Source organism: Ruegeria sp. AL3, from assembly GCF_056536065.1.
Genome location: NZ_JBQFJG010000001.1, coordinates 605,862 through 632,005 on the forward strand (window position 1 = coordinate 605,862; position 26,144 = coordinate 632,005).

Genomic DNA, 26,144 nt, shown 5'->3' on the forward strand with positions numbered 1-26,144 from the left:
TGACATGTCCCGAAAATTGCGCTTTAGAACCTCAAGACGAAATTTTATTGCCCACTGAAACGCGAGGCCCCGCTATGACGCAGACGCAGAAAGATCGCCCCTGGCTCATCCGAACCTATGCCGGTCATTCCACGGCCAAAGCCTCGAACGCGCTTTATCGGGGGAATCTTGCGAAAGGCCAAACCGGTCTGTCCGTGGCCTTCGATCTGCCCACGCAAACAGGCTATGACAGCGACCACACCTTGGCCCGCGGTGAAGTCGGCAAGGTCGGTGTGCCGGTCTGTCATCTGGGCGACATGCGGGTTCTGTTCGACCAGATCCCGCTTGAGCAGATGAACACCTCGATGACCATCAACGCCACTGCGCCATGGCTTTTGGCGCTTTATATCGCCGTCGCGGAAGAGCAAGGCGCGGATGTATCCAAACTACAGGGCACAGTTCAAAACGACCTGATCAAGGAATACCTGAGCCGCGGCACTTATGTTTGCCCGCCCAAGCCGTCGCTCAAGATGATCGCGGACGTGGCCGAGTATTGCTATACCAATGTTCCGAAATGGAACCCGATGAACGTGTGCTCGTATCACCTGCAAGAGGCGGGCGCGACTCCAGAGCAGGAACTGGCCTATGCCCTAGCCACTGCCATCGCCGTGCTGGACGAATTGCGCCCACGTGTACCTGCCGAGGATTTCCCGGCGCTCTGCGGCCGGATTTCCTTTTTTGTGAATGCTGGCATCCGCTTTGTCACCGAAATGTGCAAAATGCGTGCCTTCGTGGATCTTTGGGATGAGATCCTGCAACAACGCTATGGCGTTGAAAATCCGAAATTCCGTCGATTCCGCTATGGCGTGCAGGTGAACTCTCTGGGCCTGACCGAGCAGCAGCCCGAAAACAACGTCTATCGCATCCTGATCGAGATGCTGGCCGTTACCCTGTCCAAGAATGCCCGCGCCCGAGCGGTGCAGTTGCCCGCCTGGAACGAGGCGCTGGGTCTGCCGCGCCCGTGGGACCAGCAGTGGTCGATGCGGATGCAGCAGATCCTGGCCTACGAAACCGATCTCCTAGAATACGATGACCTATTCGATGGCAACCCCGCTGTCGATGCCAAGGTGAAAGAGTTGAAAGAAGGCGCGCGGGCCGAACTGGCCAACCTGGATTCGATGGGCGGCGCGGTCGCTTCGATCGAATACATGAAGTCCCGACTGGTGGATTCCAACGCTGAACGCCTGAACCGGATCGAACGCAACGAAACCGTTGTTGTTGGTGTGAACAAATGGATCGAAGGCGAGGCATCGCCCCTGCAAACCGAAGACGGTGGCATCATGGTTGTTGATCCTGCCGTGGAACAAGAACAGATCGACCGCCTGAACACGTGGCGCGCAGAACGGGACGAAGCGGCCGTAGCCGCTGCCCTGGCCGCGCTGCGCGAAGCGGCACAGACCGGGGCAAACATCATGGAACCGTCCATTGCCGCCGCAAAGGCCGGCGCGACGACGGGCGAATGGGCCGAAGAGATGCGCAAAGTCTACGGAACCTATCGCGGCCCAACCGGTGTTTCGGGGTCTGTTTCGAACAAGACCGAAGGGCTGGACGACCTGCGTGCCGCCGTTGATGCCGTCAGCGACAAGCTGGGCCGCCGTCTGAAGTTCCTTGTAGGCAAACCCGGACTGGACGGCCATTCCAACGGTGCCGAACAGATCGCCTTCCGTGCCCGCGATTGCGGTATGGACATCAGCTATGAGGGCATTCGCCTGACACCCGAAGAAATCGTTGCGGCCGCCCGCGAAGATGACGCGCATGTCATTGGACTGTCGATCCTGTCAGGCAGCCACCTTCCACTGGTCAAAGACGTTATGGAACGTCTGCGGCAGGCAGGGTTATCTCATATCCCAGTCGTGGTGGGCGGCATTATTCCGGACGAAGATGCCGAAAAACTGAAAACCATGGGTGTGGCCAAGGTCTACACCCCGAAAAACTTCGAACTCAATTCGATAATGGGCGATATTGTTACTCTGGCGGATCCTCGGAACCTCGCCGCAGAGTAAATTAGCTGCAAGGCACTTTTTCTCCTGTTTCCGTCTCTGAAAAATTCGGGATGGAATACGCTGATAATTGGAATTACGGTGCGCGCTCATGTGCACCGTAATTATTATCTGATGGAGAAGAATGATGGGGATCAATCTTGAGAATATGTCACGCAAAGACCTTTTGGCTTTGCGCAATGACATTGAAAAAGCTTTGGTCAGGGCAGAAAAACGCGAACGTCAGGAGGCTTTGAAAGCTGCAGAAAAGGCTGCGGCAGAATTCGGCTTCTCTTTGTCTGAACTGTCCGAAGAAACGTCGCGCGGTGTTAAGCCCACAAAAACAAAGGCTAAATACCGTAATCCGGAGAATCCCAATCAAACCTGGACCGGTCGCGGCCGCAAACCTCAATGGGTGCATGACGCGCTGACGGCAGGCGCGGATATTTCTGATCTGGAAATCTAATCTGAGCGATTTGGAAAATGACAATTCATATTGGCGCCGAAAAAGGCGAAATAGCTGAAACCGTTCTATTGCCCGGTGATCCCTACCGGGCGAAATGGGCGGCCGAGACGTTTTTGGATGATGCCAAACAGGTCAATAACGTTCGGGGAATGCTTGGCTTTACCGGAAACTGGAAGGGAAACCCCGTAACAATTCAGGGAAGCGGCATGGGAATGCCGTCCCTTTCCATTTATGTAAACGAGTTGATCCGCGATTACGATGCGAAAACCCTGATCCGCATCGGATCCTGCGGGGGGATGCAGGACAGCGTCAAAATTCGTGACGTTATTCTGGCCATGACATCAACCACGCTGAGCACGCCGTCGCGCGGCATCATGAAAGAGCTCAACTTTGCGCCCTGCGCCGATTGGGGGCTTCTGCAAGCTGCCGCCACAGCGGCTGCCGCCAAGGGAACGCCGACCCATGTTGGTGGAATTTACTCGTCAGATGTCTTTTATGACGAACGTCCAGATCTCAATGAACAGATGGTGCGTCACGGCATTCTGGGGGTCGAGATGGAAGCGGCCGAACTCTATATCCTGGCGGCGCGCCACAAATGCCGCGCCTTGGCCGTTCTCACTGTTTCCGACCACCTGTTGACCGGAGAGGCCCTGCCATCGTCAGAACGTGAAAGCAGCTTTGGTGAAATGGTGGAAATTGCGCTTCAGGCTGCGTTCCCCAACAGCTGATGGTGGGCAGGCACGAGGAAACGGGTGCCTGCCTTTGCTAACGCCCGTGCGAGCGATCATAACCATTGCACGCAGGGCTGTCCCACCCCTTCAAATCACCACTGGCAGGAGCGAATACCTCGACCAGCAAGGGGTGGCATGCAGCCGTGTCCGAGGAATGTTCCGAGGAACAATCCCCGCCCGGGCAGGCGCTGAGGTTTCCCAGCAAATCAATCTCGGCAAAAAATTCAAGAAAATCTCCGGGGCGCACGGGTGAGGCTTTCATGAAGTACTGACCCGTGTCGCGGGTGAAACCGGTACACATGAAGACGTTCAGTACGTCGTGCACCGCTGGTTCGGCTTCGGTCAGCGGAATATTGAGGTGATCCGCAAGCGCGCGGGTCAGGTTGGAGTGGCAACAATGATGATATTGCGTACCGGACAAAAGGTTGCCCGTATACGGATCGCATCGCGTGCCGATGACGTCATGAACCGACCCCCCATAGGAATCGATCCCGTACCACTCCAGCGTATCCGCAATAATCGTGGCCATCGGGCGCAGATGAGGAAAACTGGACCACATCCGCTCTCCGGTGGTCAGATGCGTGCCATGCAGCGCCCGGGTTTTTCCGGAATAGAAGCGTTCCGACAGGTCGTTTCGGTTCCAGAGGTTCAGATCGCCAACCTGCGGCCCCTCGACGGAAGTGATGCGAAAGAAATGGCCGGCAGGCACTTCAAAACAACGTGCATCACGTGGCGGCACCAGCACTTCGCCCGTTTTGCTTGCGCGTTCGCGAAGGGACTTCATCCAAGTCACATCCGGTCGCGGCAATGCCTCGTTCGGGTAACAGATGACAGGGGAAACCGCGCGACGGGCTTCGGCATCTTCAGGCGGGTGGAGAGTGTTTTCTGAAACGGTCATGCCGGGCAGAGTGGCGCATTATTCAACCCTCGGAAAGCCCTATCTTTCAGGGGTCACGCGCCTTCAAACACTGCAAAGGTTGGTCCAGTGCAGTGATTTCGGCACCGCAGAAGCTGCACCGCCAGATGCCGTGGCTCTTGTCCTGCCGCCACCTGCAATCACGTGTCAGCCCGGAATGGCGCGAGCGCCAGAGGAAATAGGCAAACACGCCGGCCGCCAGAAGAAGCAGAAGAACAGGCATCCCTCTGCTTTGCCGATAAACCGTCAGTTTGCAAGCCTTGCCGCCTGTATCAGGCTGCGTTTGCGTATTCGAAAAGCTCTGGTTCCTTGTCAGCCTTCGCAGGTTCGGGCGTGTAATAGGCCCATGCCTGTTCAAGCAGTTCCAGCGCGTCTTGGGCGGCGCTTTTCCGTTTGGATGTGTCTTTGCTCATTGGAGTGATCCTGACTAAAGCTCATCACTCCTCCCTGCCAAAAAAATAAGGCAATGCAGCCGGGGCTGCATCGCCTATTTTTGCAAGATGGACATGCGAAAATCGCAAATCGGGCCTGTGTTTAGACCGCGCGCTCGACCATCATCTTCTTGATCTCGGCAATCGCCTTGGCCGGGTTCAGACCTTTCGGACAGGTCTTGGCGCAGTTCATGATGGTGTGACAGCGGTAGAGCTTGAACGGATCTTCCAGTTCATCCAGACGCTCACCAGTGGCTTCATCCCGGCTGTCGATGATCCAGCGATAGGCATGCAGCAAGGCCGCGGGGCCAAGATAGCGATCACCATTCCACCAGTAGCTGGGGCATGAGGTCGAGCAGCTGGCGCACATCACGCATTCATAAAGACCATCCAGCTTCTTGCGATCTTCGATGGATTGTTTCCATTCCTTCGCAGGGCGATTGGTCTTGGTTTCCAGCCACGGCATGATGGACGCATGCTGGGCATAGAAATGAGTCAGATCAGGGATCAGGTCCTTGACCACCGGCATATGCGGCAGCGGATAGATTTTCACATCGCCCTTGATCTCATCCATGCCATAGATACAGGCCAGCGTGTTGATCCCGTCGATGTTCATCGCGCAAGATCCACAGATGCCTTCGCGGCAAGACCGGCGGAACGTCAACGTCGGATCGATCTCGTTTTTGATTTTGATCAGCGCGTCCAGTACCATCGGACCGCACGTATCCATATCAACGAAATAGGTGTCGACACGCGGGTTCTGCCCGTCATCGGGGTTCCAACGATAGATCTGGAACTTGCGCACGTTCGTGGCGCCGTCCGGCTTTGGCCAGGTCTTGCCGGTGGTAATCCGGGAATTCTTGGGCAGGGTCAGTTGAACCATGTCAATTCTCCATTCAGCACAAGGCCGCCTTTCAGCCTGTCCGGGCGCATTCAGACGCCCCTCGGTTATAATGCCCCCAATGGGCGATGTTCACGTCGAAATCCGGCGAAAGCCAATCCGCAAGGCTTTGCGGATCGTCCCGGTCGATATCAAAGCGCAGAAAGCGCGGGTTGTCGTCAAAGAAAGCTTCGACCTCGGAATGGTGCACGTCATACATATGCGCCCAGCCCCGTTTTACCTCGTCGGCCGTCTGTCCATTGGCCTTGCAGCATCGCTCTAGGTACCTACCGCCGGAATGGTTGGCACGTGATGCGATCCAGTCATCGCGATTGCGCGTGTTCAGCAAGAAATAGGCGTCGGGGTAAGCCGCGTGCAGCTCTCGAAAGAACCGCGCGCCGTCCAGCATGAAGCGCGAATTGACAAAGGCGATATCGGTGAAGGCCCGGACGGCACCAAACCCATCCAGCGGTCTGCGCCCCATGGCAATATTGGTTACCATCCGATGTGCAAGGTTTAGACCCTGTTCATCTTCCCAATGCACCGAAGGAATCCCGCTGTTCTGAAACAGCTTGTGAAACGAGGTCGTCGCACAGCGGTTCAAGCCGATCAGGATGATCTTGGGATCGCTTTGCCCGGATTTGAGTTTCTCGACCGTCATTGCGGGCACCAGCAAAGCACACGCCTTGGCACGCCTGGGATTTCACCATGACTTGCGCTTTTTTGAACGCCCCTCCGGCATGTGACATGATCAAAAGCGGCTTGTTTGGCTTCCCGGGTTGATATGGTGCTTGCGCCAGTCACACGTTCAACTCCGCTCGAACACTTTGAACGCGGCAAAGCTGTTCTTTGAGGCATGCGCATGCCCTTTGACGGCAAACGGGTTCTCTTCTTCACAATAGAGCTGCCAGCCGGGCATGAATTCTTCAACCCACAGGGAATACGGGCGATGGCGCACATGCTGGTTGGAAGGGTTCTGGTCAAAATCAGACGAATAGATAACGACAAAACGCTTTGCCAGTCCGAACAACCGCCGCATGTAGTTTTCGAAAACGCTGTCCTCGGTCAGATGATAAATGACATCCAGCGAAAGAGAAACGTCATGCGGCTCAACCTCGGAATCGGCGTTTTTGAACACCCAATTGGGGCGGGATCGAAAAACTTCGTTGCAGCGCCGAACGCAGAGGTCCGAGACATCTAGACCGGTATAATTCGGGATATCAAACAATTGCGCCTGATTTCCGTCGCCCGATCCCAATTCTACAACCGAGTCCACGCCTTCCATCTCGACCATCGTGTTGATGAAATTCGCTTTGTAGACAGCAAGACGCCCGTAAGACCCCGCTCCCGAGGTCTTGCCGCGCTCATATCGGCGTTGCCAATAATCGGTCGAAGAAAACTCTGCCATCTCGCCCCTGTTCCTGACCAGCCCTTAGAACGTCCGCGCTTTGGGCGCGATTTTCTGCAAGCTGATACCGCCTTGGTCCTCGGTCGTCAGCGGATCAACGATGACCGGACGATAGCTGAGCTCAACCTTGTTGCCCTCGACCCGGCTGACCGTGTGAACACGCCAGTTTTCGTCATCACGCTCGCTGAAGTCTTCATGCGCGTGGGCCCCTCGGGATTCCTTGCGGGCCTCGGCGCCGACGATGGTGGCAAGCGCGTTTGGCATCAGGTTGGTCAGTTCAAGGGTTTCCATCAGATCGCTGTTCCAGACCAACGAACGGTCTGTGACCTTCAGGTCGTCCATCTTTGCGGCAATCGCCGTCATCTTCTCGACGCCTTCGGCCATGGTCTTGGCGGTTCGGAACACGGCCGCATCCGCCTGCATGGTCTTTTGCATCTCAAGCCGAAGATCGGCGGTTGGGATTGAACCGCTGGCGTTACGCACCGCATCAAAACGGTCAAACGCCTTGTCGACCGACACCTGGTTCAGAACCGGGTTGGGGGATTCGGCGTCGACAACCTTGCCAGCCCGGATCGCTGCCGCCCGGCCAAAGACCACAAGGTCAATCAGCGAGTTCGACCCCAGTCGGTTCGCACCGTGGACCGAGGCACAACCGGCTTCGCCAACGGCCATCAAACCGGGAACGACCGCAGTCGGATCCTCGGCAGTTGGGTTCAGAACCTCACCCCAATAGTTCGTGGGGATACCGCCCATGTTGTAATGCACGGTGGGCAGAACCGGGATCGGTTCCTTCGTGACATCCACACCCGCAAAAATCTTGGCGCTTTCCGAGATACCGGGCAGGCGCTCCGCCAGAGCTTCGGCAGGCAAGTGGCTGAGGTTCAGGTGAATGTGATCCCCTTCGGCCCCTACGCCACGTCCCTCGCGGATTTCCATGGTCATCGAGCGCGAAACGTAATCGCGTGGTGCGAGGTCCTTGTACTGGGGCGCATAGCGCTCCATGAACCGTTCACCTTCCGAGTTTGTCAGGTACCCGCCTTCGCCGCGCGCGCCTTCGGTGATCAGACAGCCCGAACCGTAGATGCCGGTAGGGTGGAACTGAACGAATTCCATATCCTGCAAGGCCAGCCCGGCACGGGCCACCATGCCGCCGCCATCGCCGGTGCAGGTATGGGCCGAGGTGGCGCTGAAATAGGCACGGCCATAGCCGCCGGTCGCCAATACCACCATCTTGGCGTTGAAGACATGCATGGTGCCATCGTCCAGCTTCCAGCAGACGACACCCTGACATTGACCGTCTTCGGACATGACCAGGTCAATGGCGAAGTATTCGATGTAGAACTCGGCGTTGTTCTTCAACGACTGCCCATACAGTGTATGCAGAATCGCGTGGCCGGTCCGGTCGGCAGCTGCACAGGTGCGCTGTACCGCAGGACCTTCTCCGAATTCAGTGGTGTGTCCACCGAAGGGGCGCTGATAGATCTTGCCCTCTTCCGTACGGCTGAACGGAACGCCATAGTGCTCCAGCTCGTAGACCGCCTTTGGCGCCTCGCGGGCAAGGTACTCCATCGCGTCGGTATCGCCCAACCAGTCCGAGCCCTTGACGGTATCGTACATGTGCCATTGCCAATGGTCGGGGCCCATATTCGACAACGACGCGGCAATGCCACCCTGCGCGGCCACGGTATGAGAACGGGTTGGGAAAACCTTGGTCACGCAGGCCGTACGCAGGCCTTGTTCCGCCATACCCAATGTCGCCCGCAGACCGGCCCCACCGGCGCCAACAACGACCACGTCATATTCATGCGTTTCGTATTCGTATGCAGCCATTTCTTTCAGCTCCGGGAATTAGAGGGCAATGCGCGCGATGGCGAAGATGCCGGCCGCAGCCGCACCGTAGGACAGGCAGGTCACCAGAATGATCAGGACCTTTTCAAGCGTGCCGTGAACATAGTCCTCAAGCATCACCTGCGCACCGTCTGCGAAGTGTTTGAAGCCAACTGCCAGCGTCAGTGCTGCCACGATGGCAGGGAAGGGCCGCGAATAGTATTCAAGTACCACGTCAAACGGCTGACCCAGAACCGGGCCGAAGGTGAAAACAAACAAAGGCACAAGGATCAGCAGAGCCACCGAGCTGACTTTCATCGCCCAGAAATGGGCGGTGCCGGATTTCGCCGAGCCAAGGCCAGCGGCGCGTTTGCGGTCGGTCAGATAACGCATGTCAGGCCTCCAATCACGCGACGATGACAAGGGTCAGAAGGGTCAGCACGACCGATCCGATGACAACGGCCCAGCCCAGCTTTGTCGCTGTGGGAAGGTCCAGCCCAATCGCATTGTCCCAGATCAGGTGCCGTACACCGGCCAGCGTGTGATACCAAAGACCCCATACGGACAGAGCCATCACCAGATCGCCAAGCACCGAAGTAATCACTCCGTTCGCAACGGCGAAGGCCTCGGGCGACGTTGCTGCGGCCAGAAACCACCAGACGATCAGCAGCGCCGCCAGCAGTAGCGCGTTTCCGGTGATGCGTGTCAGGATGGATGTGACCGACGTCAGCTGTGGACGATAGATCGACAGGTGCGGCGAAAGTGGGCGGTTGCCCCGATTTACATCGGCCATGGCGGCTCCTTTTCGGTTGGCTACCGAACGTTTTACTGTTTTTTGCGACACTGTCACGTGCTGCGGGTGCAAAAGCCACTAAATTCGGCGCAATTTGACGGATTATTCAAGTATGTGATCACACAAAATATTGTCGTGATCACATTTAACATTCCCCTTCATCAATGTTAGCGATTTCAAGACCAAAGGCATGTGATCACGAATCTCCTGACTGTCATTTCAGGCCCGCTGTTTGCTGCGTCACTTCGCGCAGCAGTTTCTTGCGAATTCGCTCCGGGTAGTCCGCGAAGCCCGAGGCCGAAACGACAAAAGCGCCTTCGCCCACGATGACATTCTCAAAGAAATAGGCCGTCAGGTCCGGTTCACTTTCTTCAATGGCCAACGCATTGACGACAATGCCTCGGTCCCGCAAAGCCGCGTGAACTTGCGTCGGTTCGACGCCTTCATTGGATACGCCGTCCCCCGACAGATCGATCAGTCTCCGTTTGCAATCGGATACGGACTCAAACGCGTCCAGCGTCGTGTGCAGCGCCTCGCCAATCGCAGTCGAGAAGTTCCGCCAGATGCGTGGATCTTCGGCAACCTGATCGGCAAAACGATCCAGCGCCGCGAAACTGTCGACTCGAGTCCAGGGGATCGTGACCTGCTGGCGCGACGACCCGGTCCATTGCACCAGCATCAACTGAGCCTGACCACGAACCAATGCCTCGGACACGATCGGGTCGCGCAGACCAGCGGCCAACCCGTCCATCTGGATACGAAACTCGCTGGCGTCGACCGAGCCGGAAACATCAACCGCCAGGGCCAGCGCCAGATCGCAGGCCTGAGCCGCCGGCGCCAGACAAACGCTGGTCAATATCGCGCGCAGAATATGCATGGTGCAAGCCTAACACGGCTTGCACGCAAATGGCTCACATTACCGTCAGCAGGCCTATTGCGGCATGAGCGCCCAATAATCGAGGTCCAGAAGAACATCCGGCAAATACCGGCCCTCGTCATTCTTCAACACGAACGGATCACCACCCTTTGTCGCCACCAGACGCAGGCGGATCGCACCCACGCCGGGAACACCGGTTTCCGCCTTATCCAGAACTTCGGACCAGGCCTTGATCGTGTCGCCCGCGAAGCATGGGTTGGCATGCGCGCCGCCATTCAGGCCGACAATCATCTGCGCGTTCGCAAGCCCATTGAACGACAATGTCCGCGCCATCGAGATCACGTGCCCGCCATAGATCAACCTGCCTTCCGGGCGGAACGTCAGGTCGAAATGCACCTTGGCGGTGTTCTGCCACAATCGCGTGGCCAGCATGTGTTCGGCCTCTTCCACGGTGACGCCGTCCACGTGGTCGATTTTCTCTCCGATTTCATAATCGCCCCAACGATTCGCTTCACCGGCCAACGCGAAATCGTAATTCGAGAAATCCAGACCTTCGGGCACGATCAAATCCTGGGGCGTCAAGGCCTTCTTCAATTCGGGAACAACCGTTTCGGGCGCTGACGCATTCACGTCTGCCTTGCGCACCATCACCCAACGGACATATTCGATGACGACTTCGTCCAATTGGTTCAATCCACGGGTGCGGACCCAGACGACACCTGTTTTCCCGTTGGAATTCTGTTTGACGCCAATCACCTCGGACACAGATCGCAGGGTATCACCGGCATAGACGGGTTTCAGCCAGCGGCCTTCGCCATAGCCAAGATTGGCAACCGCGTTCAACGAGACATCCGGAACCGTTTTGCCGAAGACCAGATGAAACGCCGCCAGATCATCAAGCGGACTTTCCGGCAAACCGCAATCCCGGGCAAATTCGTCCGAAGAATACAGCGCGTGACGCGCGGGATAAAGCGCGTGATACAAACCGCGTTCGCCCTCGGTCACTGTGCGCGGCACGGCGTGATGCAACACCTGCCCCACAGAATAATCCTCGAAAAATCGGCCCGGATTTGTTTTTACCATTACTGCTGTCCCAGTTTCATGTCGGGGGAATAGTCGGCGTCGACCTCTTTGGTCACAGCCTGCGCACACCGCATTACATTGTTGGCTGAGTCAAAGGCATAGGACGGGTCGCCGTACAGCTCCCATCCCTTCGCCAGCGCATCTGACACTTTGTGGCAGAAGGCTGACGTGTCTTCTTCGGTCAATAAACGATAGAGTTTCGCCATGGGGTCAGGTCCTCATGAGCCAAACGGAGACGGACCGACCAGGCCGTGGATATATCCGATAATCCCCAGCAGCACGATCGACGCCACAAAGAACATGGCATCCTTGCCATAGGTTCCCGGCTCACTGGGCGTCCAGTCGGGTTCGGTCTTGTTGATCACAACAACTTCGACCACGGCCCACGCCAGAAGACCGCCGAACAGGATGATCGAGGCCAGATCTCCGTTCACCAGCAAATGCGCAAAGGCCCACAGCTTGAAACCACCCAGCATCGGATGGCGAAACTTGTTCAGCACCCGGCCTTTGGTGCCCGCGGGGCTCATCATGAAGATCGCGATCAGAACCAACAGATTATTGACGTGAATCAGGAAGGTCGGCGGAGCCCAGACATAGATGAAGTCGGTCATGCGATAGCCGAACACCATCAGCAGGATCGACGCTACCAGCGCCAGGGCTACTGCACCCTTGCCCCCGTCGCCCATCGCGGCACGGCGTTCAGGCGCCACACGTTTGAACAGATGCGCGGCCCACCACAGTGCCACGCCCAAGATCAGAAGAACAAAGCCCATGCTGGCTTACCCCGCTTGCAAAGCTGAAATCGCCTCTGCTTTTGCCAGAATTTCACGGGCCGTTGCAACGTGCAGGTTTTCAACGATCTTGCCATCCACGACGGCAACACCCTGCCCTTGCGCTTCGGTCTCTTCGAATGCCGAAATTTGGCGGCGGGCCAGATCGATCTCGTCATCCGATGGTGCGAAGGCCGTGTTGGCCACATCGACCTGGGCCGGATGGATCAGTGTTTTGCCATCAAAGCCCATGTCGCGGCCCTGCGCACACTCGGCGGCCAGACCCTCGGCATCCTTGAAAGCGTTGTAAACGCCATCAATGATGATCAGCCCTTCGGCCTTGGCGGCCAACAGGCACAGACCCAGCGAAGTCATCATCGGCAGGCGATCGGGGCGAAAGCGGGTTTGCAACTCTTTGGCCAGATCGTTTGTGCCCATCACGAATCCGGCCATCAGCGGATGCGCGGCGATCTCGGCAGCGTTCAGCATTCCGCGCGGCGTTTCCATCATGGCCCAAATCGGCAATTCTCCGGTGATCGCCGCCAGAGCATCCACGTCAGCCGCCGAATTCACCTTGGGCAACAGGACAACATCGGCATCCATGTCGCGCACCGCCTCGGCATCGGCACGCCCCCATTCGGTGTCCAGCCCATTGATCCGGACGATCTTGACCCGCGCACCATAGCCCCCAGCGGCCAAGGCCCCTTTCAGCGTTTCGCGAGCGTTTTCTTTTTCGTCCGCTGCAACTGCATCTTCCAGGTCGAAGATGATCGCATCCACAGGCAAAGATCGGGCCTTGTCCAGGGCCCGGTCCCTCGAACCAGGAATGTAGAGAACCGAACGATAGGGGCGCAGACGAGGATCCATGGACCACTCCCATTGAAATAAAGTTGCGCGGAATGGGACATTTTTTGCAGGAAAGTTCAAGCACAAAATCGCCGCACCGCAGCAAACCCGACGCAACGTGCGTTCCCTTAACCGGATTTCGTCCCTTGCCACGCACCCTGATCGGCAGTTGGAATCAAAAAGGGTGCGGCATGCAAAAGACGGTGTTCAAGATGACGATGGGGCTTGGGATCATGGTCCTGGCCGCGCAACATGCGCACGCTCAGGGTCAAAACTGTGCGCCCAGAGAGGCTGTGCTGGAACGGTTGCACGAGGCCTATGGTGAAACGCGCAGGGGTTTGGGACTGGCCCGAAAAGGCGCCGTCATGGAGCTTTTTGCCTCGGACGAAACCGGCAGTTGGACGATCACGGTGACTTTGCCAAACGGGATCACCTGCCTTGTGGCTTCGGGTCAGGCTTTTGAAGAGGTGGTCGAGGCGCTGCCACCCAATGCCTGATCAGGTAAGCGCGTCCCAGATCAGCTTGCTGCCGGTGAGCGTCAACAGCACATAGGCAAGCCCGAAGAACAGGCGTTCGGACAACATGAAATGTGCCCGGACGCCCAGCCATGCCCCCAGGATCGCAAAGGGTGTCAGCAGCAAATCCGCCCATAACGTCTGCCATGTGAACATACCCAGATACGCATAGGGTATGAATTTCGCGATATTGATCACCCAGAAAACCAGTACCGTACTGGCTTGAAATTCGGTTTTCGTCAGGCGTTGCGACAAAAGATAGACCGCTGCCGGAGGACCGCCGGCATGGCTGACGAAACTTGTGAAACCCGCGACCAGCCCGGCAAACAAACCGGAAGACGGCGGCAATCGCCTGGCAAACCCGCGCACCCACCCTTTCGACTGCGCGATGTGCCAGATTACGAACCCGACCGAGATGCCACCGATCAGCAGACGCAACAGATCATCATCCGTTGCACGGTAAAGCCCCGCACCCACCGCCACACCGGGCAGCGCGCCAAGGATCAGCAGACGGGAATCCGGCCAGCTCCACCGCCTCCAATAGGGACCCAACGTGGCCACGTCGATCACCATCAAGATTGGCAGCATCAAGGCCAAAGCCTGCCCGGGCGTCAGGATCAAGGCCAGAATCGACGACGAGGCAAATGCCACGCCGGAACCGAAACCGCCCTTTGAAATACCGGCAAAGATCACGGCAGGGATCGCCACGGCAAAAAACATCAAGTTCAATTCGAACATGTGACAGTCCCGGTTTTGGCTTGTCTCAAAGGCCGTTTAGCGCAATCAAAGCGGGGCCTGCAAACAGTATGCGGTTGTATGCCACGTCGCAGAACTCTTGCCTATTGACGTTTTAACGACTAGCACGACCGCGATTTCAATACCGACCGGATATGGAGAAATTCCAAATGGCCAGACCCAAGATTGCGCTGATCGGCGCGGGGAACATCGGTGGCACGCTCGCACATCTCGCAGCTGTCAAAGAACTGGGTGACGTTGTCCTGTTTGACATCGCAGACGGGCTGCCTCAGGGCAAGGCGCTCGACATCGCTGAATCCGGCCCTTCGGAAGGGTTCGACGCCTCGATGAAAGGCACCAGCGACTATGCCGATATCGCTGGCGCGGATGTGTGCATCGTGACCGCAGGCGTGGCCCGCAAACCGGGCATGAGCCGCGATGATCTGCTGGGCATCAACCTGAAAGTCATGAAGTCGGTCGGTGAAGGCATCGCAGCCCACGCACCCGATGCGTTCGTGATCTGCATCACCAACCCGCTGGACGCGATGGTCTGGGCTTTGCGCGAATTCTCGGGCTTGCCGCACAACAAGGTCTGCGGCATGGCAGGGGTGCTTGACTCGGCGCGCTTTGCACATTTCCTGTCGGAAGAGTTCAACGTCTCGATGCGCGACGTCACCGCCTTCGTTTTGGGCGGCCACGGCGATACCATGGTGCCGTCGGTCCGTTACTCGACCGTTGCCGGTATTCCGCTGCCTGATCTGGTCGAGATGGGCTGGACCACGCAAGAGAAACTGGACGCCATCGTGCAGCGCACCCGTGACGGCGGCGCCGAAATCGTTGGCCTGCTGAAAACCGGTTCGGCCTACTACGCGCCTGCAACGTCGGCGATCGAAATGGCCGAAGCCTATCTGAAAGACCAGAAGCGCGTTCTGCCATGCGCGGCCTACTGCAACGGCGAACTGGGTGTAGACGGGCTCTATGTCGGTGTTCCGACCGTGATCGGCGCAGGCGGCGTCGAGCGTATCGTTGACATCAAGCTGAACGAAGACGAGCAGGCAGGGTTCGACAACTCGGTGAACGCCGTGAAGGGTCTGATCGACGCATGCAAGGGCATCGACAGCTCGCTGGCGTAAAACAGCTCTGAAGTCCGAACAACAGACCGGCCCGTTTCAGGGCCGGTTTTCTTTTGGTCCGCGCATGTCCCGGTCGCAAATGTTGGCGCAAACGCCGCAAATCCCTTTTTTCGAATGTGATTTTCTGACGCGGCGCAGTTTTTTCGAATCGTTTTGCCACATCAGAAATTTTGTGATCACACGCTAAAAACCCGTGATCACAAATGTTGAAAATCTTCGCTAAAAACCCATCGAGCATCAAAAAACCCTTTAAACTTGCCCGCTAGACACCCCTATAACGATTAAACGCAGTCAGACGGGACAGTTTCGATGAACATTCACGAATATCAGGCCAAAGCCCTCCTTCGCAGCTATGGCGCACCGGTGTCCGATGGTCGCGCCGTGTTGCGCGCCGAAGAAGCCAAAACCGCAGCAGGTGAGCTGGACGGCCCGCTTTGGGTTGTCAAAGCACAGATCCACGCAGGTGGTCGCGGCAAGGGTTCGTTCAAAGAGGCCGACGCCGGTGAAAAAGGCGGTGTTCGTCTGACCAAATCGGTTGAAGAAGCCGCTGAAGAAGCCAAAAAGATGCTGGGCCGTACACTGGTCACGCATCAGACCGGTCCGGCAGGCAAGCAGGTCAACCGCATCTATATCGAAGCAGGCTCGGGCATCGAGCGTGAACTGTACCTGGCCCTGCTGGTGGACCGCCAGACCAGCCGCATTTCCTTCGTCTGTTCGACCGAGGGCGGCATGGACATCGAAGAAGTGGCCGCAGCGACGCCCGAGAAAATCCTGTCCTTCTCGGTCGATCCGGCCACCGGTTACATGCCGTATCACGGTCGCCGCATCGCCTTCTCGCTGGGTCTGGAAGGCCCGCAAGTCAAGCAATGCGTCAAACTGATGGGTCAGCTCTATCAAGCCTTCGTCGAGAAGGACATGGAGATGCTGGAAATCAACCCGCTGATCGTCTCGGACAGCGGCGATCTCAAGGTGCTGGACGCCAAGGTCGGCTTTGACGGCAACGCGGTCTACCGCCACCCGGACATCGCCGAACTGCGCGACACGACCGAGGAAGACCCCAAGGAACTGGAAGCCTCCAAGTACGACCTGAACTACATCGCACTGGATGGTGAGATCGGCTGCATGGTCAACGGTGCCGGTCTGGCGATGGCGACGATGGACATCATCAAGCTGTACGGGGCTGAGCCTGCCAACTTCCTCGACGTGGGTGGCGGCGCGACCAAAGAGAAAGTGACCGAAGCGTTCAAGATCATCACCTCGGACCCGCAGGTCAAAGGCATTCTGGTCAACATCTTCGGCGGCATCATGCGCTGTGACGTCATCGCCGAGGGCGTTGTGGCCGCTGTGAAAGAAGTTGGCCTGAAAGTACCGCTGGTCGTCCGTTTGGAAGGCACGAATGTCGAGAAGGGCAAAGAGATCATCAACACCTCTGGCCTGGACGTGATCGCGGCGGACAACCTGAAGGACGGCGCCGAAAAGATCGTGAAGGCGGTTAAGGGTTAAGCTTGTTCAAGTGGGGCTGGCCTCGGGCCCGCCCCATCGCGGTTAAAACCAAGCTGAAAAACATTGCCGCGCAAGGCTGAAAGAAGCAATCGATCTGATGACCATCCCAATCTTCCTCATAGGCTTGGAACGCGCCACAGGGCGGGCGCGTTTGATGGAGCAGGAGCTGCAAAAGGCAGGCCTGTCGGCGACGCGCGTCAACGCTGTTGACTGCGATGCCGCCACCCGTGAGGATTTCCTGCGCGAATGCAAGGCCGAGGGGCCGTGGGGCTATTTCCATACCAAGGACATGGCTTGCACCCTCAGCCATGCCAAAGCATGGGAGGCGCTGATCGCTTCGGGGGCGGAACAGGCCTTGATCCTTGAGGATGATGTGTTTCTGACACCGGAATTGGCAGACTGGTTGAATGATGCATCATGGTGGCCAGAGGATGCCGACATCGTGCGGTTCGAACGCTGGCGCAGCACGAAGCTTTACGTGGCCATTGGGCGCAAGCGGCTGCCCCATCTGGAGCGGGAATTGCGTCTGATGCGCTCGCGCCATCCCGGTGGTGCAGCTTATGCGCTGACACGCGAAGCGGCCCGGCACTTCCTGGCCCAGAAACCCTTTGACATTACGCTGGATGGTTTGTTGTTCAACCCTTCCGCCTCGCCGGCGGCGCGTCAGATCAACATCTATCAGGTGATCCCGGCCATGGTCGAACAGGGCAACGAAGCGCCCGGCGAATACAATATGGGTGCACCGCGCGCGCGGCCAACAGGCTGGCCTCTGATCCGGCAAAAAGTAAGGCGTGGCATCGCTGAAATCAGCAGCGGCCTGCGTACCACGGCCAACCTGGCCCTGGGACGTGCCACGCTCGAGAAAATTACCTATGCGCCGCAGGTTCTGCCGGCGACTGAACCCAATCAATCCAACACCGCCTAGAGAAAGGGACAAAATGGCAGTCCTCATCGACGAAAACACCAAAGTGATCTGTCAGGGCTTTACCGGCTCGCAGGGTACATTCCACAGCGAACAGGCCATTGCCTATGGCACCAAGATGGTCGGCGGCGTCACCCCCGGCAAAGGCGGGATGGAGCATCTGGGCCTGCCCGTGTTCAACTCGGTCCACGAGGCCAAGCATGTGACCGAAGCCAATGCCAGCGTGATCTATGTGCCGCCGCCGTTTGCTGCGGATTCGATCCTCGAAGCGATTGATGCCGAGATGGAGGTGATCGTCTGCATCACCGAAGGCATCCCGGTGCTGGACATGATGAAGGTGAAGCGCGCGCTGGAAGGCAGCAAATCCCGCCTGATCGGCCCGAACTGCCCCGGTGTCATCACGCCCGACGCCTGCAAGATCGGCATCATGCCCGGCCATATCCACAAGCGCGGCTCGGTCGGTGTTGTGTCGCGTTCCGGCACCCTGACCTATGAGGCCGTCAAGCAAACCACCGATGTGGGTCTGGGCCAGTCCACCTGTGTGGGCATCGGCGGCGACCCGATCAAAGGGACTGAGCATATCGACGTGCTGGAATGGTTCCTGGCCGATGACGAGACCGAGTCGATCATCATGATCGGTGAGATCGGTGGTTCGGCCGAGGAAGAAGCCGCGCAGTTCCTGGCGGATGAGGCCAAGAAGGGCCGCAAGAAGCCGACCGCCGGTTTCATCGCGGGCCGCACAGCCCCTCCGGGCCGCCGCATGGGCCACGCGGGCGCGATTGTCGCTGGCGGCAAGGGCGGTGCCGAGGACAAGATCGAAGCCATGCGCAGTGCTGGGATCGTCGTGGCCGAAAGCCCGGCTCAGCTGGGCGAGGCTGTGCTGGAAGCAATTGGGTAAGCTGTGATTGCCCATAGCGCATATGTGCTGAGGGCAGCGCCCGACCGCGGGTGGGTGCAAAGCGCCCGCCCATGGGGGCGGTCGGGCGCTGCCCGGCGGTGTCGCCGGGCAGGTGGGTATTGATGGGACCAATGCAGGCCATATCGACCGGATTTCGGAAAACCTTTGTTTGCTCCGGCAGAGCCACACGCTCAGAATTCTGGTGGTTTGCACCGGTCGCGCTTGTCTTGCCGATCGTAACAGCAACACAGCTTAAATGGCAGAAAGCCGGGATTTGGGGCATCTGGCAACTGTTTGTCGTTATGGTAGCCTGTGTCCCTCTGCTATCGGCCATGAGCCGCCGGTTGCAAGATACTGGTGAGGAGGGTCGTCAGGCATTCTATCCATTCATGCCTTTAATTATTCTCTGGTTAGGTTATCAGGTGACATACTGGCTTGGGTTAGTCCTGCTAGCCGGTAGCGGTTTCGGCATCCTCTTTCTCGGGTTGTTCGTCATCGTGCTTATCGCCGCAGCGCTCCTTATTGGATTTATCACAAGCGCACTGGTTGCAGCCAACGTTCTTGGCATGATGCTTGTAGCATCAGATCCGCAAAGCAATCGCTTCGGAGCGCCCGAGGGAGGAGTGACACCATGACCTTCTCCGACGCCATCCGCACCTGTTTTGCCAATGTCTTCACCTTCTCAGGTCGTGCCTCGCGGCCCGAGTACTGGTTCTTTTTCCTGTTCATCGTGATCTGGAACATCATTGCCGGCATCATCGACTGGCAGTTCTTCACTCAGGTCGCGATCACCGAAAGCGATGAGGTGAAATCCGTCGCCGCAACGTCCTCGGCTCCGGTGCAGAGCATCGTCGGCCTGATCGTCTTCTTCCCGCATCTGGCCGTTGCGTGGCGGCGGATGCACGATACCGGGCGCAGCGGGCTGTATGCTCTGCTGCCGATCCTGCTGATCCTCGGGGCCTTTGCCGTCCTGATCTTTGGTATCGGGATCGCCTCGAGTTTCCAGCATGGCGGAACGCTCGACATTTTGTTTACCCGCGCAACATTGCTGATCGTCATCCCGACACTTATCGTTCTGGTGGTGTCGCCCCTCCTGGTGCTGTGGTGGCTGACCCGCCCCAGCCAGCCAGGCACCAATCAATACGGTCCCAACCCACATGAGGTAGCCCAATGACCGAACACTCGCCCAATACTGCCTTTCACGCCTCCAGCTTCATGCAGGGGCACAATGCCGAATATCTGGAACAGCTTTATGCGCAGTACACCAAGAACCCCGGTGCGGTAGACGCTGCCTGGGTCGAGTTCTTCAAGGCCATGGGTGACGCCGCGCCTGATGTTCAGCGCGAGGCCGAGGGGCCTTCGTGGGCGCGAACCGACTGGCCGCCCATGCCAGCGGATGATCTGACCGGTGCGTTGACCGGCGAGTGGGCCGAGATTGACGCCAAGGCCGCAGGCAAGAAGATCAAGGAAAAGGCCGCCGACAAAGGTGTCGAAGTCAGCGATGACCAGATCAAGCGCGCGGTGCTGGACAGTCTGCGGGCGCTGATGCTGATCCGGGCCTACCGGATCCGGGGCCATCTGGCCGCCAACCTTGACCCACTTGGCATGCGCGCGGCCAGCAATCATCCGGAACTGGATCCCAAAACCTACGGCTTCACCGATGCCGATATGGATCGCCCGATCTTTATCGACAACGTTCTGGGACTTCAGGTCGCCTCGATGCGGCAGATCGTCGAGATCGTGAAACGGACCTATTGCGGTACTTTTGCGCTGCAATACATGCATATCTCGAACCCGGAAGAGGCCGCCTGGCTGAAAGAGCGCATTGAGGGCTATGGCAAGGAAATCCAGTTCACCAAGGAAGGCCGCAAAGCTATCCTGAACAAGATGGTCGAGGCCGAAGGCTTTGAGAAATTCCTGCACGTCAAGTACATGGGCACCAAGCGCTTTGGTCTCGATGGCGGTGAGGCGCTTATTCCGGCGATGGAGCAGATCATCAAACGTGGTGGCGCGCTCGGGCTCAGTGATATCGTGATCGGGATGCCGCACCGGGGCCGTTTGAACATTCTGGCCAATGTGATGGGCAAACCGTACCGCGCCATTTTCAACGAATTCCAGGGCGGCAGTTTCAAACCCGAAGACGTGGATGGTTCGGGCGACGTGAAATACCACCTCGGTGCTTCAAGCGATCGCGAGTTCGACGGCAACAGCGTGCACCTGTCGCTGACGGCGAACCCGTCGCACCTTGAGGCGGTGAACCCTGTGGTTCTGGGCAAGGTCCGCGCCAAGCAGGATCAGTTGGGCGACACGGACCGCACCAAGGTCATGGCCATTCTGCTGCACGGCGATGCAGCCTTTGCCGGTCAGGGCGTCGTGGCCGAAGGCTTTGGCCTGAGCGGTCTGCGCGGGCATCGCACCGGCGGGACAATGCATATCGTGGTGAACAACCAGATCGGCTTTACCACCGCGCCGCATTTTTCACGCTCCAGCCCATATCCGACGGATATCGCGCTGATGGTCGAGGCGCCGATCTTCCACGTGAACGGGGATGACCCCGAGGCAGTTGTTCATGCAGCCAAGGTGGCGACCGAATTCCGCCAGAAATTCCACAAGGACGTGGTTCTGGATATCTTCTGTTATCGCCGGTTTGGTCACAACGAGGGCGACGAGCCCATGTTCACCAACCCGATCATGTACAAGAAGATCAAGACGCATAAGACCACGCTGTCTTTGTACACTGAGCGCCTCGTCAAGGATGGCCTGATCCCCGAGGGTGAGATCGAAGATATGAAAGCGGCCTTCCAGGCTCATCTGAACGACGAATTCGAGGCCGGTAAGGACTATAAACCCAACAAGGCCGATTGGCTGGATGGGCGCTGGTCGCATCTTGACAAGAACAAAGACGAATACATGCGCGGCGAGACGGCGATCACGCCGGAAACCATGGCCGAAATCGGGGATGCCCTTACCCGCGCACCAAGCGGATTTGCCATGCACAAGACGGTTGGTCGTCTGCTTGAGCACAAGAAACAGATGTTTGAAACCGGTAAAGGCTTTGACTGGGCCACTGGTGAGGCGTTGGCTTTCGGATCCTTGCTGACCGAGGGCTACCCGGTACGCCTTGCAGGGCAGGACGCCACGCGCGGCACCTTCAGCCAACGCCATTCCGGATTCGTTCATCAGGAAACCGAAGAACGGTATTATCCGCTGAACAACATTCGCGCAGGTCAGTCGCATTACGAAGTGATCGACTCGATGCTGTCCGAATATGCAGTGCTCGGCTTCGAATACGGATACTCGTTGGCCGAACCAAATGCGCTGGTCCTGTGGGAAGCCCAGTTCGGGGACTTCGCCAACGGCGCGCAGATCATGTTCGACCAATTCATCAGTTCGGGTGAATCGAAATGGCTGCGGATGTCCGGCCTGGTCTGTCTGCTGCCGCACGGGTTCGAGGGGCAAGGCCCCGAACACTCGTCGGCAAGGCTGGAGCGGTTCCTGCAAATGTGCGGTCAGGACAACTGGATTGTGGCGAACTGCACGACGCCTGCGAACTATTTCCACATCCTGCGCCGCCAACTGCACCGGACATTCCGCAAGCCGTTGATCCTGGTGACACCGAAATCACTGCTGCGTCACAAACTGGCCGTCAGCACCGCCGATGATTTCACCACCGGATCCAGCTTCCACCGGGTACTGTGGGATGATGCACAGAAGGGCAATTCCGACACCAAACTGGTGGCGGATGACAAGATCAAACGTGTGGTGATGTGTTCCGGAAAAGTCTATTTCGACCTGCTGGAGGAACGCGATGCTCGCGGCATCGACGACATTTATCTGATGCGGATCGAACAGTTCTATCCTTTCCCGGCGCATTCTCTGATCAACGAGCTTGAACGGTTCAAGAATGCCGAAATGGTCTGGTGTCAGGAAGAGCCCAAAAACCAAGGTGCGTGGACCTTTATCGAACCCAATATCGAATGGGTTCTGTCCCGGATCGGCGCGAAACATACCCGTCCGGCTTATGTCGGTCGCGCAACCTCGGCCTCGCCCGCGACGGGCCTGGCCAGCCAACACAAAGCCCAACAAGAAGCGCTGGTTAACGAAGCGCTGAGCCTCGAAGGAAAATAAGCGATGACGATTGAAGTTCGTGTTCCCACGCTTGGCGAGTCGGTCACCGAAGCCACTGTTGCAACATGGTTCAAAAAGCCCGGTGATGCGGTCGCCATGGATGAGATGCTGTGTGAGCTGGAGACTGACAAGGTGACGGTCGAAGTGCCCTCTCCCTCAGCTGGCGTGATGGGTGAGATTGTGGCTGCTGAAGGCGACACGGTTGGTGTCGATGCTCTGCTGGCGACGATTGCTGCCGGTGAAGGTGCAGCCGCGCCTGCCCCGGCAACAGCCGCAGCACCCCCCGAGGCCGCACCCTCTGCATCGGACGGGTCGGTTGACGTGATGGTGCCCACGCTTGGCGAATCTGTGACTGAGGCGACTGTTTCGACCTGGTTCAAGCAAGTCGGCGACAGCGTCGCGCAGGACGAGATGCTGTGTGAGTTGGAAACCGACAAAGTCTCGGTCGAGGTACCCGCCCCGGCTGCGGGTGTTCTGGCGGAAATCGTCGCGCCGGAAGGTGCAACCGTTGATGCAACCGCCAAGCTGGCAGTCATCTCGGGCGCGGCCGCAGGCGCAGCCCCTGCACCGGCAGCTGCTGCTGCGGCTCCTGCTGCGGCAAGCACCGGCAAGGATGTTGCAAATGCGCCGTCTGCCGAAAAGGCGATGGCCGAAGCCGGGTTGTCAGCCGATCAGGTCATCGGCACCGGTCGCGATGGTCGCATCATGAAGGAAGATGTCGCCAAGGCAGTCGCGGCTGCTTCGGCCCCCGCACCTGCGGCGGCTGCGCCGGCGCCCGTTGCTCAGGTTCCGCGCGCACCGGTTGCTGCCGAAGATGAGGCTCGCGAAGAGCGTGTACGGATGACCCGTCTGCGTCAGACCATCGCCAAGCGCCTGAAGGATGCGCAGAACACCGCCGCGATCCTGACCACCTATAACGAGGTGGACATGACCGAAGTCATGGCCCTGCGCAATCAGTACAAAGACCAGTTCGAGAAGAAGCACGGTGTGCGCCTGGGCTTCATGTCCTTCTTCACCAAGGCCTGCTGCCATGCCCTGAAAGAAGTGCCCGAGGTCAATGCCGAGATCGATGGCACCGACATCGTCTACAAGAACTTCGTTCACATGGGCGTTGCGGCCGGCACGCCGCAGGGTCTGGTGGTTCCGGTCATTCGCGACGCGGACAGCATGTCGTTTGCAGCCATTGAAAAAGCCATCGCCGAAAAGGGCAAGCGCGCCCGCGATGGCAAGCTTTCGATGGCCGAGATGCAGGGCGGTACCTTCACAATCTCGAACGGTGGCGTCTACGGCTCGCTGATGTCCTCGCCGATCCTGAACCCCCCGCAGTCGGGCATTCTGGGCATGCACAAGATTCAGGAACGACCGATGGTCATCAATGGCGAGATCAAGATCCGTCCGATGATGTATCTGGCCCTGTCCTATGACCACCGCATTGTTGACGGCAAGGGCGCGGTAACCTTCCTGGTTCGCGTGAAAGAGGCGCTTGAAGATCCGCGCCGCCTGCTGATGGATCTGTGACCATGGCGACACATGTACTCTGGCAGGCCGATGTGGCCGATTTCGACGCCTGGCTGAAAGTGTTCCGCGAGGACAAGCCGATGCGCAAGGCCGCGGGTATCCGCGACCTGCATGTCTGGCGCGACCCCGATCAGAAGGACCATGCGATCGCGATGTTCGAGGTGATCAACCTGGACAAGGCGAAGGCATTTTTCGGATCCGAAGAATTGGCAATGCACCATGAACGAGGCGGCATTGCGCACATCTCGATCAAGCTGCTGGAACCTGTTTGACAATAGATATTCCCGACCTGCCAGATCGGGTCGGGAAAGCGCCGGATCGTCCGGTCGGTTTAGGAGAATGTAATGGCAAACTATGACGTCATCGTAATCGGCGCCGGACCCGGCGGCTATGTCTGCGCGATCCGCTGCGCTCAACTGGGCTTGAAAACCGCTGTGGTTGAAGGGCGCGAAACGCTGGGTGGCACTTGCCTGAACGTGGGCTGCATCCCGTCAAAAGCTCTGCTGCATGCCAGCCATCAGCTTCATGAAGCCGAACACAACTTTGCCAAGATGGGCCTGAAGGGCAAATCGCCTTCGGTCGACTGGAAACAGATGCAGGCCTACAAGGATGAGGTGATCGAGGGCAACACCAAGGGTATCGAGTTTCTGTTCAAGAAGAACAAGATCGACTGGCTGAAAGGCTGGGGCTCGATCCCTGCGGCCGGCAAGGTTCAGGTTGGCGATGAAATCCATGAAACCAAGAACATTATCATTGCGTCAGGCTCCGAACCGTCCTCGCTGCCCGGTGTCGAAGTCGATGAGAAGGTGGTTGTGACCTCAACCGGAGCGCTGTCTCTGGGCAAGATCCCGAAGAAAATGGTGGTGATCGGCGCGGGTGTGATCGGGCTTGAACTGGGTTCGGTGTACAGCCGCCTGGGCGCAGATGTAACGGTGATCGAATTCCTCAAGGAAATTACGCCGGGCATGGACCCTGAGGTGCAGAAGACGTTCCAGCGTATCCTCAAGAAACAGGGGTTGAACTTCATCATGGGTGCAGCGGTGCAGAAAACCGAAGCAACCAAGACCAAGGCCAAAGTGACATACAAGCTGCTCAAGGACGACAGCGAGCATGTGATCGACGCCGATACCGTGCTGGTGGCCACCGGGCGCAAGCCTTATTCCGATGGTCTGGGGCTGGACGCTCTGGGCGTCGAGATGACCCCGCGCGGCCAAATCAAGGTGGGTGCGGACTGGCAGACCAACGTACCGGGCATCTACGCCATCGGCGACGTGATCGAAGGCCCGATGCTGGCGCACAAGGCCGAAGATGAAGGTATGGCCGCGGCGGAACAGGTTGCGGGCAAGCATGGGCATGTGAACTATGGTGTCATTCCGGGTGTGATCTATACGTGGCCCGAGGTCGCCAATGTTGGTGAAACCGAGGCGACGCTCAAAGAACAAGGCCGTGCCTACAAGGTTGGCAAGTTCATGTTCATGGGCAACGGCCGCGCCAAAGCCAACTTTGCCTCTGACGGGTTCGTCAAGATCCTGGCCGACAAGGAAACCGACCGTATCCTGGGCTGCCACATCATCGGCCCCGGCGCAGGCGACCTGATCCATGAGGTCTGCGTGGCGATGGAATTCGGCGCATCCGCCGAAGATCTGGCCCTGACCTGCCACGCGCACCCGACCTATTCCGAGGCCGTGCGCGAGGCCGCACTGGCCTGCGGCGACGGTCCGATCCACAGCTGACAACCTTGCCCCC

General features: G+C 58.2%; 29 protein-coding genes. 14 read left to right on the forward strand and 15 right to left on the reverse strand.

Features of this window, described 5'->3' with window-relative positions; genetic code table 11:
- Positions 1-74 precede the first annotated feature (74 nt).
- From ACR3E6_RS03025 to deoD, 3 genes are all read left to right on the forward strand, one after another.
- Positions 75-2,042, forward strand: coding sequence for a methylmalonyl-CoA mutase family protein (locus ACR3E6_RS03025; RefSeq protein WP_480485764.1), 1,968 nt, complete (start codon positions 75-77; stop codon positions 2,040-2,042).
- Positions 2,043-2,166: 124 nt separating this feature from the next.
- Positions 2,167-2,484 (forward strand): H-NS histone family protein, encoded by a 318-nt coding sequence (locus ACR3E6_RS03030; RefSeq protein ID WP_480485766.1) that lies wholly within the window; start codon positions 2,167-2,169, stop codon positions 2,482-2,484.
- Between the two features lie 17 nt (positions 2,485-2,501).
- Positions 2,502-3,212, forward strand: coding sequence for a purine-nucleoside phosphorylase (gene deoD, locus ACR3E6_RS03035; protein WP_171634918.1), 711 nt, complete (start codon positions 2,502-2,504; stop codon positions 3,210-3,212).
- Positions 3,213-3,249: 37 nt separating this feature from the next.
- On the opposite strand, the gene ACR3E6_RS03040 is transcribed toward deoD, so the two are convergent.
- The 14 genes from ACR3E6_RS03040 to ACR3E6_RS03105 form a co-directional block, all read right to left on the reverse strand.
- A complete protein-coding gene (locus ACR3E6_RS03040) occupies positions 3,250-4,113 on the reverse strand; it encodes an urea carboxylase-associated family protein (protein WP_480485768.1) in 864 nt (287 codons plus the stop codon).
- A gap of 46 nt (positions 4,114-4,159) precedes the next feature.
- Positions 4,160-4,354, reverse strand: coding sequence for a hypothetical protein (locus tag ACR3E6_RS03045; RefSeq protein WP_171641649.1), 195 nt, complete (start codon positions 4,352-4,354; stop codon positions 4,160-4,162).
- Between the two features lie 49 nt (positions 4,355-4,403).
- The gene (locus ACR3E6_RS03050; protein WP_171634922.1) at positions 4,404-4,544 is read right to left on the reverse strand and encodes a hypothetical protein; all 141 of its coding nucleotides are present in this window, start codon (positions 4,542-4,544) and stop codon (positions 4,404-4,406) included.
- 121 nt (positions 4,545-4,665) lie between these two features.
- Positions 4,666-5,445 carry a succinate dehydrogenase iron-sulfur subunit gene (locus ACR3E6_RS03055; protein WP_152456842.1) on the reverse strand — a complete coding sequence of 260 codons (780 nt, stop codon included), beginning with the start codon at positions 5,443-5,445 and terminating at the stop codon, positions 4,666-4,668.
- Positions 5,446-5,476: 31 nt separating this feature from the next.
- Positions 5,477-6,103, reverse strand: a complete 627-nt coding sequence (locus ACR3E6_RS03060) for a sulfotransferase (RefSeq protein ID WP_480485771.1) — start codon at positions 6,101-6,103, stop codon at positions 5,477-5,479.
- 147 nt (positions 6,104-6,250) lie between these two features.
- Positions 6,251-6,850, reverse strand: a complete 600-nt coding sequence (locus ACR3E6_RS03065) for a class I SAM-dependent methyltransferase (RefSeq protein ID WP_171634926.1) — start codon at positions 6,848-6,850, stop codon at positions 6,251-6,253.
- Between the two features lie 24 nt (positions 6,851-6,874).
- The gene (gene sdhA / locus ACR3E6_RS03070) at positions 6,875-8,680 is read right to left on the reverse strand and encodes a succinate dehydrogenase flavoprotein subunit (RefSeq protein WP_480485773.1); all 1,806 of its coding nucleotides are present in this window, start codon (positions 8,678-8,680) and stop codon (positions 6,875-6,877) included.
- An 18-nt stretch (positions 8,681-8,698) separates the two neighbouring features.
- Positions 8,699-9,070, reverse strand: a complete 372-nt coding sequence (gene sdhD, locus ACR3E6_RS03075; RefSeq protein WP_117870336.1) for a succinate dehydrogenase, hydrophobic membrane anchor protein — start codon at positions 9,068-9,070, stop codon at positions 8,699-8,701.
- A gap of 13 nt (positions 9,071-9,083) precedes the next feature.
- Positions 9,084-9,470, reverse strand: coding sequence for a succinate dehydrogenase, cytochrome b556 subunit (sdhC, locus tag ACR3E6_RS03080; RefSeq protein ID WP_152456838.1), 387 nt, complete (start codon positions 9,468-9,470; stop codon positions 9,084-9,086).
- A 214-nt stretch (positions 9,471-9,684) separates the two neighbouring features.
- Entirely contained in the window at positions 9,685-10,347 is a 663-nt protein-coding gene (locus ACR3E6_RS03085) for a DUF1194 domain-containing protein (RefSeq protein WP_171171150.1), read from the reverse strand.
- A 54-nt stretch (positions 10,348-10,401) separates the two neighbouring features.
- The gene (locus ACR3E6_RS03090; RefSeq protein ID WP_480485776.1) at positions 10,402-11,430 is read right to left on the reverse strand and encodes a MaoC family dehydratase; all 1,029 of its coding nucleotides are present in this window, start codon (positions 11,428-11,430) and stop codon (positions 10,402-10,404) included.
- A complete protein-coding gene (locus ACR3E6_RS03095; protein WP_171634933.1) occupies positions 11,430-11,636 on the reverse strand; it encodes a DUF1737 domain-containing protein in 207 nt (68 codons plus the stop codon). The genes ACR3E6_RS03090 and ACR3E6_RS03095 overlap by 1 nt, the downstream gene beginning before the upstream one ends.
- Before the next feature lie 12 nt (positions 11,637-11,648).
- Positions 11,649-12,203, reverse strand: a complete 555-nt coding sequence (locus ACR3E6_RS03100) for an NnrU family protein (protein ID WP_171634936.1) — start codon at positions 12,201-12,203, stop codon at positions 11,649-11,651.
- 6 nt (positions 12,204-12,209) lie between these two features.
- Positions 12,210-13,067 (reverse strand): HpcH/HpaI aldolase/citrate lyase family protein, encoded by an 858-nt coding sequence (locus ACR3E6_RS03105; protein ID WP_152456833.1) that lies wholly within the window; start codon positions 13,065-13,067, stop codon positions 12,210-12,212.
- A gap of 170 nt (positions 13,068-13,237) precedes the next feature.
- Between ACR3E6_RS03105 and ACR3E6_RS03110 the strand changes: the two genes are divergently transcribed.
- Complete coding sequence (locus tag ACR3E6_RS03110; RefSeq protein WP_480485778.1) at positions 13,238-13,543, forward strand: hypothetical protein; 306 nt, start codon at positions 13,238-13,240, stop codon at positions 13,541-13,543.
- Here ACR3E6_RS03110 and ACR3E6_RS03115 read toward each other — a convergent pair whose 3' ends face one another.
- Positions 13,544-14,299, reverse strand: coding sequence for a sulfite exporter TauE/SafE family protein (locus ACR3E6_RS03115; RefSeq protein ID WP_480485780.1), 756 nt, complete (start codon positions 14,297-14,299; stop codon positions 13,544-13,546).
- 167 nt (positions 14,300-14,466) lie between these two features.
- On the opposite strand from ACR3E6_RS03115, the gene mdh reads away from it, so the two are divergent.
- From mdh to lpdA, 10 genes are all read left to right on the forward strand, one after another.
- Positions 14,467-15,429, forward strand: coding sequence for a malate dehydrogenase (gene mdh, locus ACR3E6_RS03120; RefSeq protein ID WP_117870353.1), 963 nt, complete (start codon positions 14,467-14,469; stop codon positions 15,427-15,429).
- 309 nt (positions 15,430-15,738) lie between these two features.
- Positions 15,739-16,932, forward strand: coding sequence for an ADP-forming succinate--CoA ligase subunit beta (sucC, locus tag ACR3E6_RS03125; protein ID WP_152456830.1), 1,194 nt, complete (start codon positions 15,739-15,741; stop codon positions 16,930-16,932).
- A 97-nt stretch (positions 16,933-17,029) separates the two neighbouring features.
- Positions 17,030-17,857, forward strand: coding sequence for a glycosyltransferase family 25 protein (locus ACR3E6_RS03130; protein WP_480485782.1), 828 nt, complete (start codon positions 17,030-17,032; stop codon positions 17,855-17,857).
- Between the two features lie 13 nt (positions 17,858-17,870).
- The gene (gene sucD, locus ACR3E6_RS03135) at positions 17,871-18,752 is read left to right on the forward strand and encodes a succinate--CoA ligase subunit alpha (protein WP_152456828.1); all 882 of its coding nucleotides are present in this window, start codon (positions 17,871-17,873) and stop codon (positions 18,750-18,752) included.
- A gap of 122 nt (positions 18,753-18,874) precedes the next feature.
- On the forward strand, positions 18,875-19,387 hold the full coding sequence (locus ACR3E6_RS03140; RefSeq protein WP_480485784.1) for a DUF805 domain-containing protein: 513 nt from the start codon (positions 18,875-18,877) through the stop codon (positions 19,385-19,387).
- Positions 19,384-19,926: a DUF805 domain-containing protein gene (locus tag ACR3E6_RS03145; protein WP_480485786.1), complete on the forward strand. Its 543-nt coding sequence runs from the start codon at positions 19,384-19,386 to the stop codon at positions 19,924-19,926. Before ACR3E6_RS03140 ends, ACR3E6_RS03145 begins: the two co-directional genes overlap by 4 nt.
- Positions 19,923-22,880: a 2-oxoglutarate dehydrogenase E1 component gene (locus ACR3E6_RS03150; protein WP_480485788.1), complete on the forward strand. Its 2,958-nt coding sequence runs from the start codon at positions 19,923-19,925 to the stop codon at positions 22,878-22,880. Before ACR3E6_RS03145 ends, ACR3E6_RS03150 begins: the two co-directional genes overlap by 4 nt.
- A 3-nt stretch (positions 22,881-22,883) precedes the next feature.
- Positions 22,884-24,398, forward strand: a complete 1,515-nt coding sequence (odhB, locus tag ACR3E6_RS03155) for a 2-oxoglutarate dehydrogenase complex dihydrolipoyllysine-residue succinyltransferase (RefSeq protein ID WP_480485790.1) — start codon at positions 22,884-22,886, stop codon at positions 24,396-24,398.
- 2 nt (positions 24,399-24,400) lie between these two features.
- On the forward strand, positions 24,401-24,670 hold the full coding sequence (locus ACR3E6_RS03160) for a hypothetical protein (RefSeq protein WP_152456823.1): 270 nt from the start codon (positions 24,401-24,403) through the stop codon (positions 24,668-24,670).
- Between the two features lie 72 nt (positions 24,671-24,742).
- Positions 24,743-26,131 (forward strand): dihydrolipoyl dehydrogenase, encoded by a 1,389-nt coding sequence (gene lpdA / locus ACR3E6_RS03165; protein WP_210093336.1) that lies wholly within the window; start codon positions 24,743-24,745, stop codon positions 26,129-26,131.
- Positions 26,132-26,144 lie beyond the last annotated feature (13 nt).

What these genes read in the sequence shown, in the direction of transcription:
- ACR3E6_RS03050 (WP_171634922.1), bottom strand. Translation starts at nt 4,544, where the DNA reads ATGAGCAAAGACACATCCAAACGGAAAAGCGCCGCCCAAGACGCGCTG.
- ACR3E6_RS03160 (WP_152456823.1), top strand. Translation starts at nt 24,401, where the DNA reads ATGGCGACACATGTACTCTGGCAGGCCGATGTGGCCGATTTCGACGCC.
- sdhA (WP_480485773.1), bottom strand. Translation starts at nt 8,680, where the DNA reads ATGGCTGCATACGAATACGAAACGCATGAATATGACGTGGTCGTTGTT.
- ACR3E6_RS03145 (WP_480485786.1), top strand. Translation starts at nt 19,384, where the DNA reads ATGACCTTCTCCGACGCCATCCGCACCTGTTTTGCCAATGTCTTCACC.
- ACR3E6_RS03025 (WP_480485764.1), top strand. Translation starts at nt 75, where the DNA reads ATGACGCAGACGCAGAAAGATCGCCCCTGGCTCATCCGAACCTATGCC.
- ACR3E6_RS03030 (WP_480485766.1), top strand. Translation starts at nt 2,167, where the DNA reads ATGGGGATCAATCTTGAGAATATGTCACGCAAAGACCTTTTGGCTTTG.
- ACR3E6_RS03040 (WP_480485768.1), bottom strand. Translation starts at nt 4,113, where the DNA reads ATGACCGTTTCAGAAAACACTCTCCACCCGCCTGAAGATGCCGAAGCC.
- ACR3E6_RS03065 (WP_171634926.1), bottom strand. Translation starts at nt 6,850, where the DNA reads ATGGCAGAGTTTTCTTCGACCGATTATTGGCAACGCCGATATGAGCGC.
- ACR3E6_RS03060 (WP_480485771.1), bottom strand. Translation starts at nt 6,103, where the DNA reads ATGACGGTCGAGAAACTCAAATCCGGGCAAAGCGATCCCAAGATCATC.
- ACR3E6_RS03150 (WP_480485788.1), top strand. Translation starts at nt 19,923, where the DNA reads ATGACCGAACACTCGCCCAATACTGCCTTTCACGCCTCCAGCTTCATG.
- ACR3E6_RS03105 (WP_152456833.1), bottom strand. Translation starts at nt 13,067, where the DNA reads ATGGATCCTCGTCTGCGCCCCTATCGTTCGGTTCTCTACATTCCTGGT.
- sdhD (WP_117870336.1), bottom strand. Translation starts at nt 9,070, where the DNA reads ATGCGTTATCTGACCGACCGCAAACGCGCCGCTGGCCTTGGCTCGGCG.
- ACR3E6_RS03130 (WP_480485782.1), top strand. Translation starts at nt 17,030, where the DNA reads ATGACCATCCCAATCTTCCTCATAGGCTTGGAACGCGCCACAGGGCGG.
- sucC (WP_152456830.1), top strand. Translation starts at nt 15,739, where the DNA reads ATGAACATTCACGAATATCAGGCCAAAGCCCTCCTTCGCAGCTATGGC.
- ACR3E6_RS03085 (WP_171171150.1), bottom strand. Translation starts at nt 10,347, where the DNA reads ATGCATATTCTGCGCGCGATATTGACCAGCGTTTGTCTGGCGCCGGCG.
- ACR3E6_RS03140 (WP_480485784.1), top strand. Translation starts at nt 18,875, where the DNA reads ATGGGACCAATGCAGGCCATATCGACCGGATTTCGGAAAACCTTTGTT.
- ACR3E6_RS03100 (WP_171634936.1), bottom strand. Translation starts at nt 12,203, where the DNA reads ATGGGCTTTGTTCTTCTGATCTTGGGCGTGGCACTGTGGTGGGCCGCG.
- ACR3E6_RS03045 (WP_171641649.1), bottom strand. Translation starts at nt 4,354, where the DNA reads ATGCCTGTTCTTCTGCTTCTTCTGGCGGCCGGCGTGTTTGCCTATTTC.
- ACR3E6_RS03095 (WP_171634933.1), bottom strand. Translation starts at nt 11,636, where the DNA reads ATGGCGAAACTCTATCGTTTATTGACCGAAGAAGACACGTCAGCCTTC.
- sucD (WP_152456828.1), top strand. Translation starts at nt 17,871, where the DNA reads ATGGCAGTCCTCATCGACGAAAACACCAAAGTGATCTGTCAGGGCTTT.
- lpdA (WP_210093336.1), top strand. Translation starts at nt 24,743, where the DNA reads ATGGCAAACTATGACGTCATCGTAATCGGCGCCGGACCCGGCGGCTAT.
- deoD (WP_171634918.1), top strand. Translation starts at nt 2,502, where the DNA reads ATGACAATTCATATTGGCGCCGAAAAAGGCGAAATAGCTGAAACCGTT.
- ACR3E6_RS03055 (WP_152456842.1), bottom strand. Translation starts at nt 5,445, where the DNA reads ATGGTTCAACTGACCCTGCCCAAGAATTCCCGGATTACCACCGGCAAG.
- ACR3E6_RS03090 (WP_480485776.1), bottom strand. Translation starts at nt 11,430, where the DNA reads ATGGTAAAAACAAATCCGGGCCGATTTTTCGAGGATTATTCTGTGGGG.
- ACR3E6_RS03110 (WP_480485778.1), top strand. Translation starts at nt 13,238, where the DNA reads ATGCAAAAGACGGTGTTCAAGATGACGATGGGGCTTGGGATCATGGTC.
- ACR3E6_RS03115 (WP_480485780.1), bottom strand. Translation starts at nt 14,299, where the DNA reads ATGTTCGAATTGAACTTGATGTTTTTTGCCGTGGCGATCCCTGCCGTG.
- sdhC (WP_152456838.1), bottom strand. Translation starts at nt 9,470, where the DNA reads ATGGCCGATGTAAATCGGGGCAACCGCCCACTTTCGCCGCACCTGTCG.
- odhB (WP_480485790.1), top strand. Translation starts at nt 22,884, where the DNA reads ATGACGATTGAAGTTCGTGTTCCCACGCTTGGCGAGTCGGTCACCGAA.
- mdh (WP_117870353.1), top strand. Translation starts at nt 14,467, where the DNA reads ATGGCCAGACCCAAGATTGCGCTGATCGGCGCGGGGAACATCGGTGGC.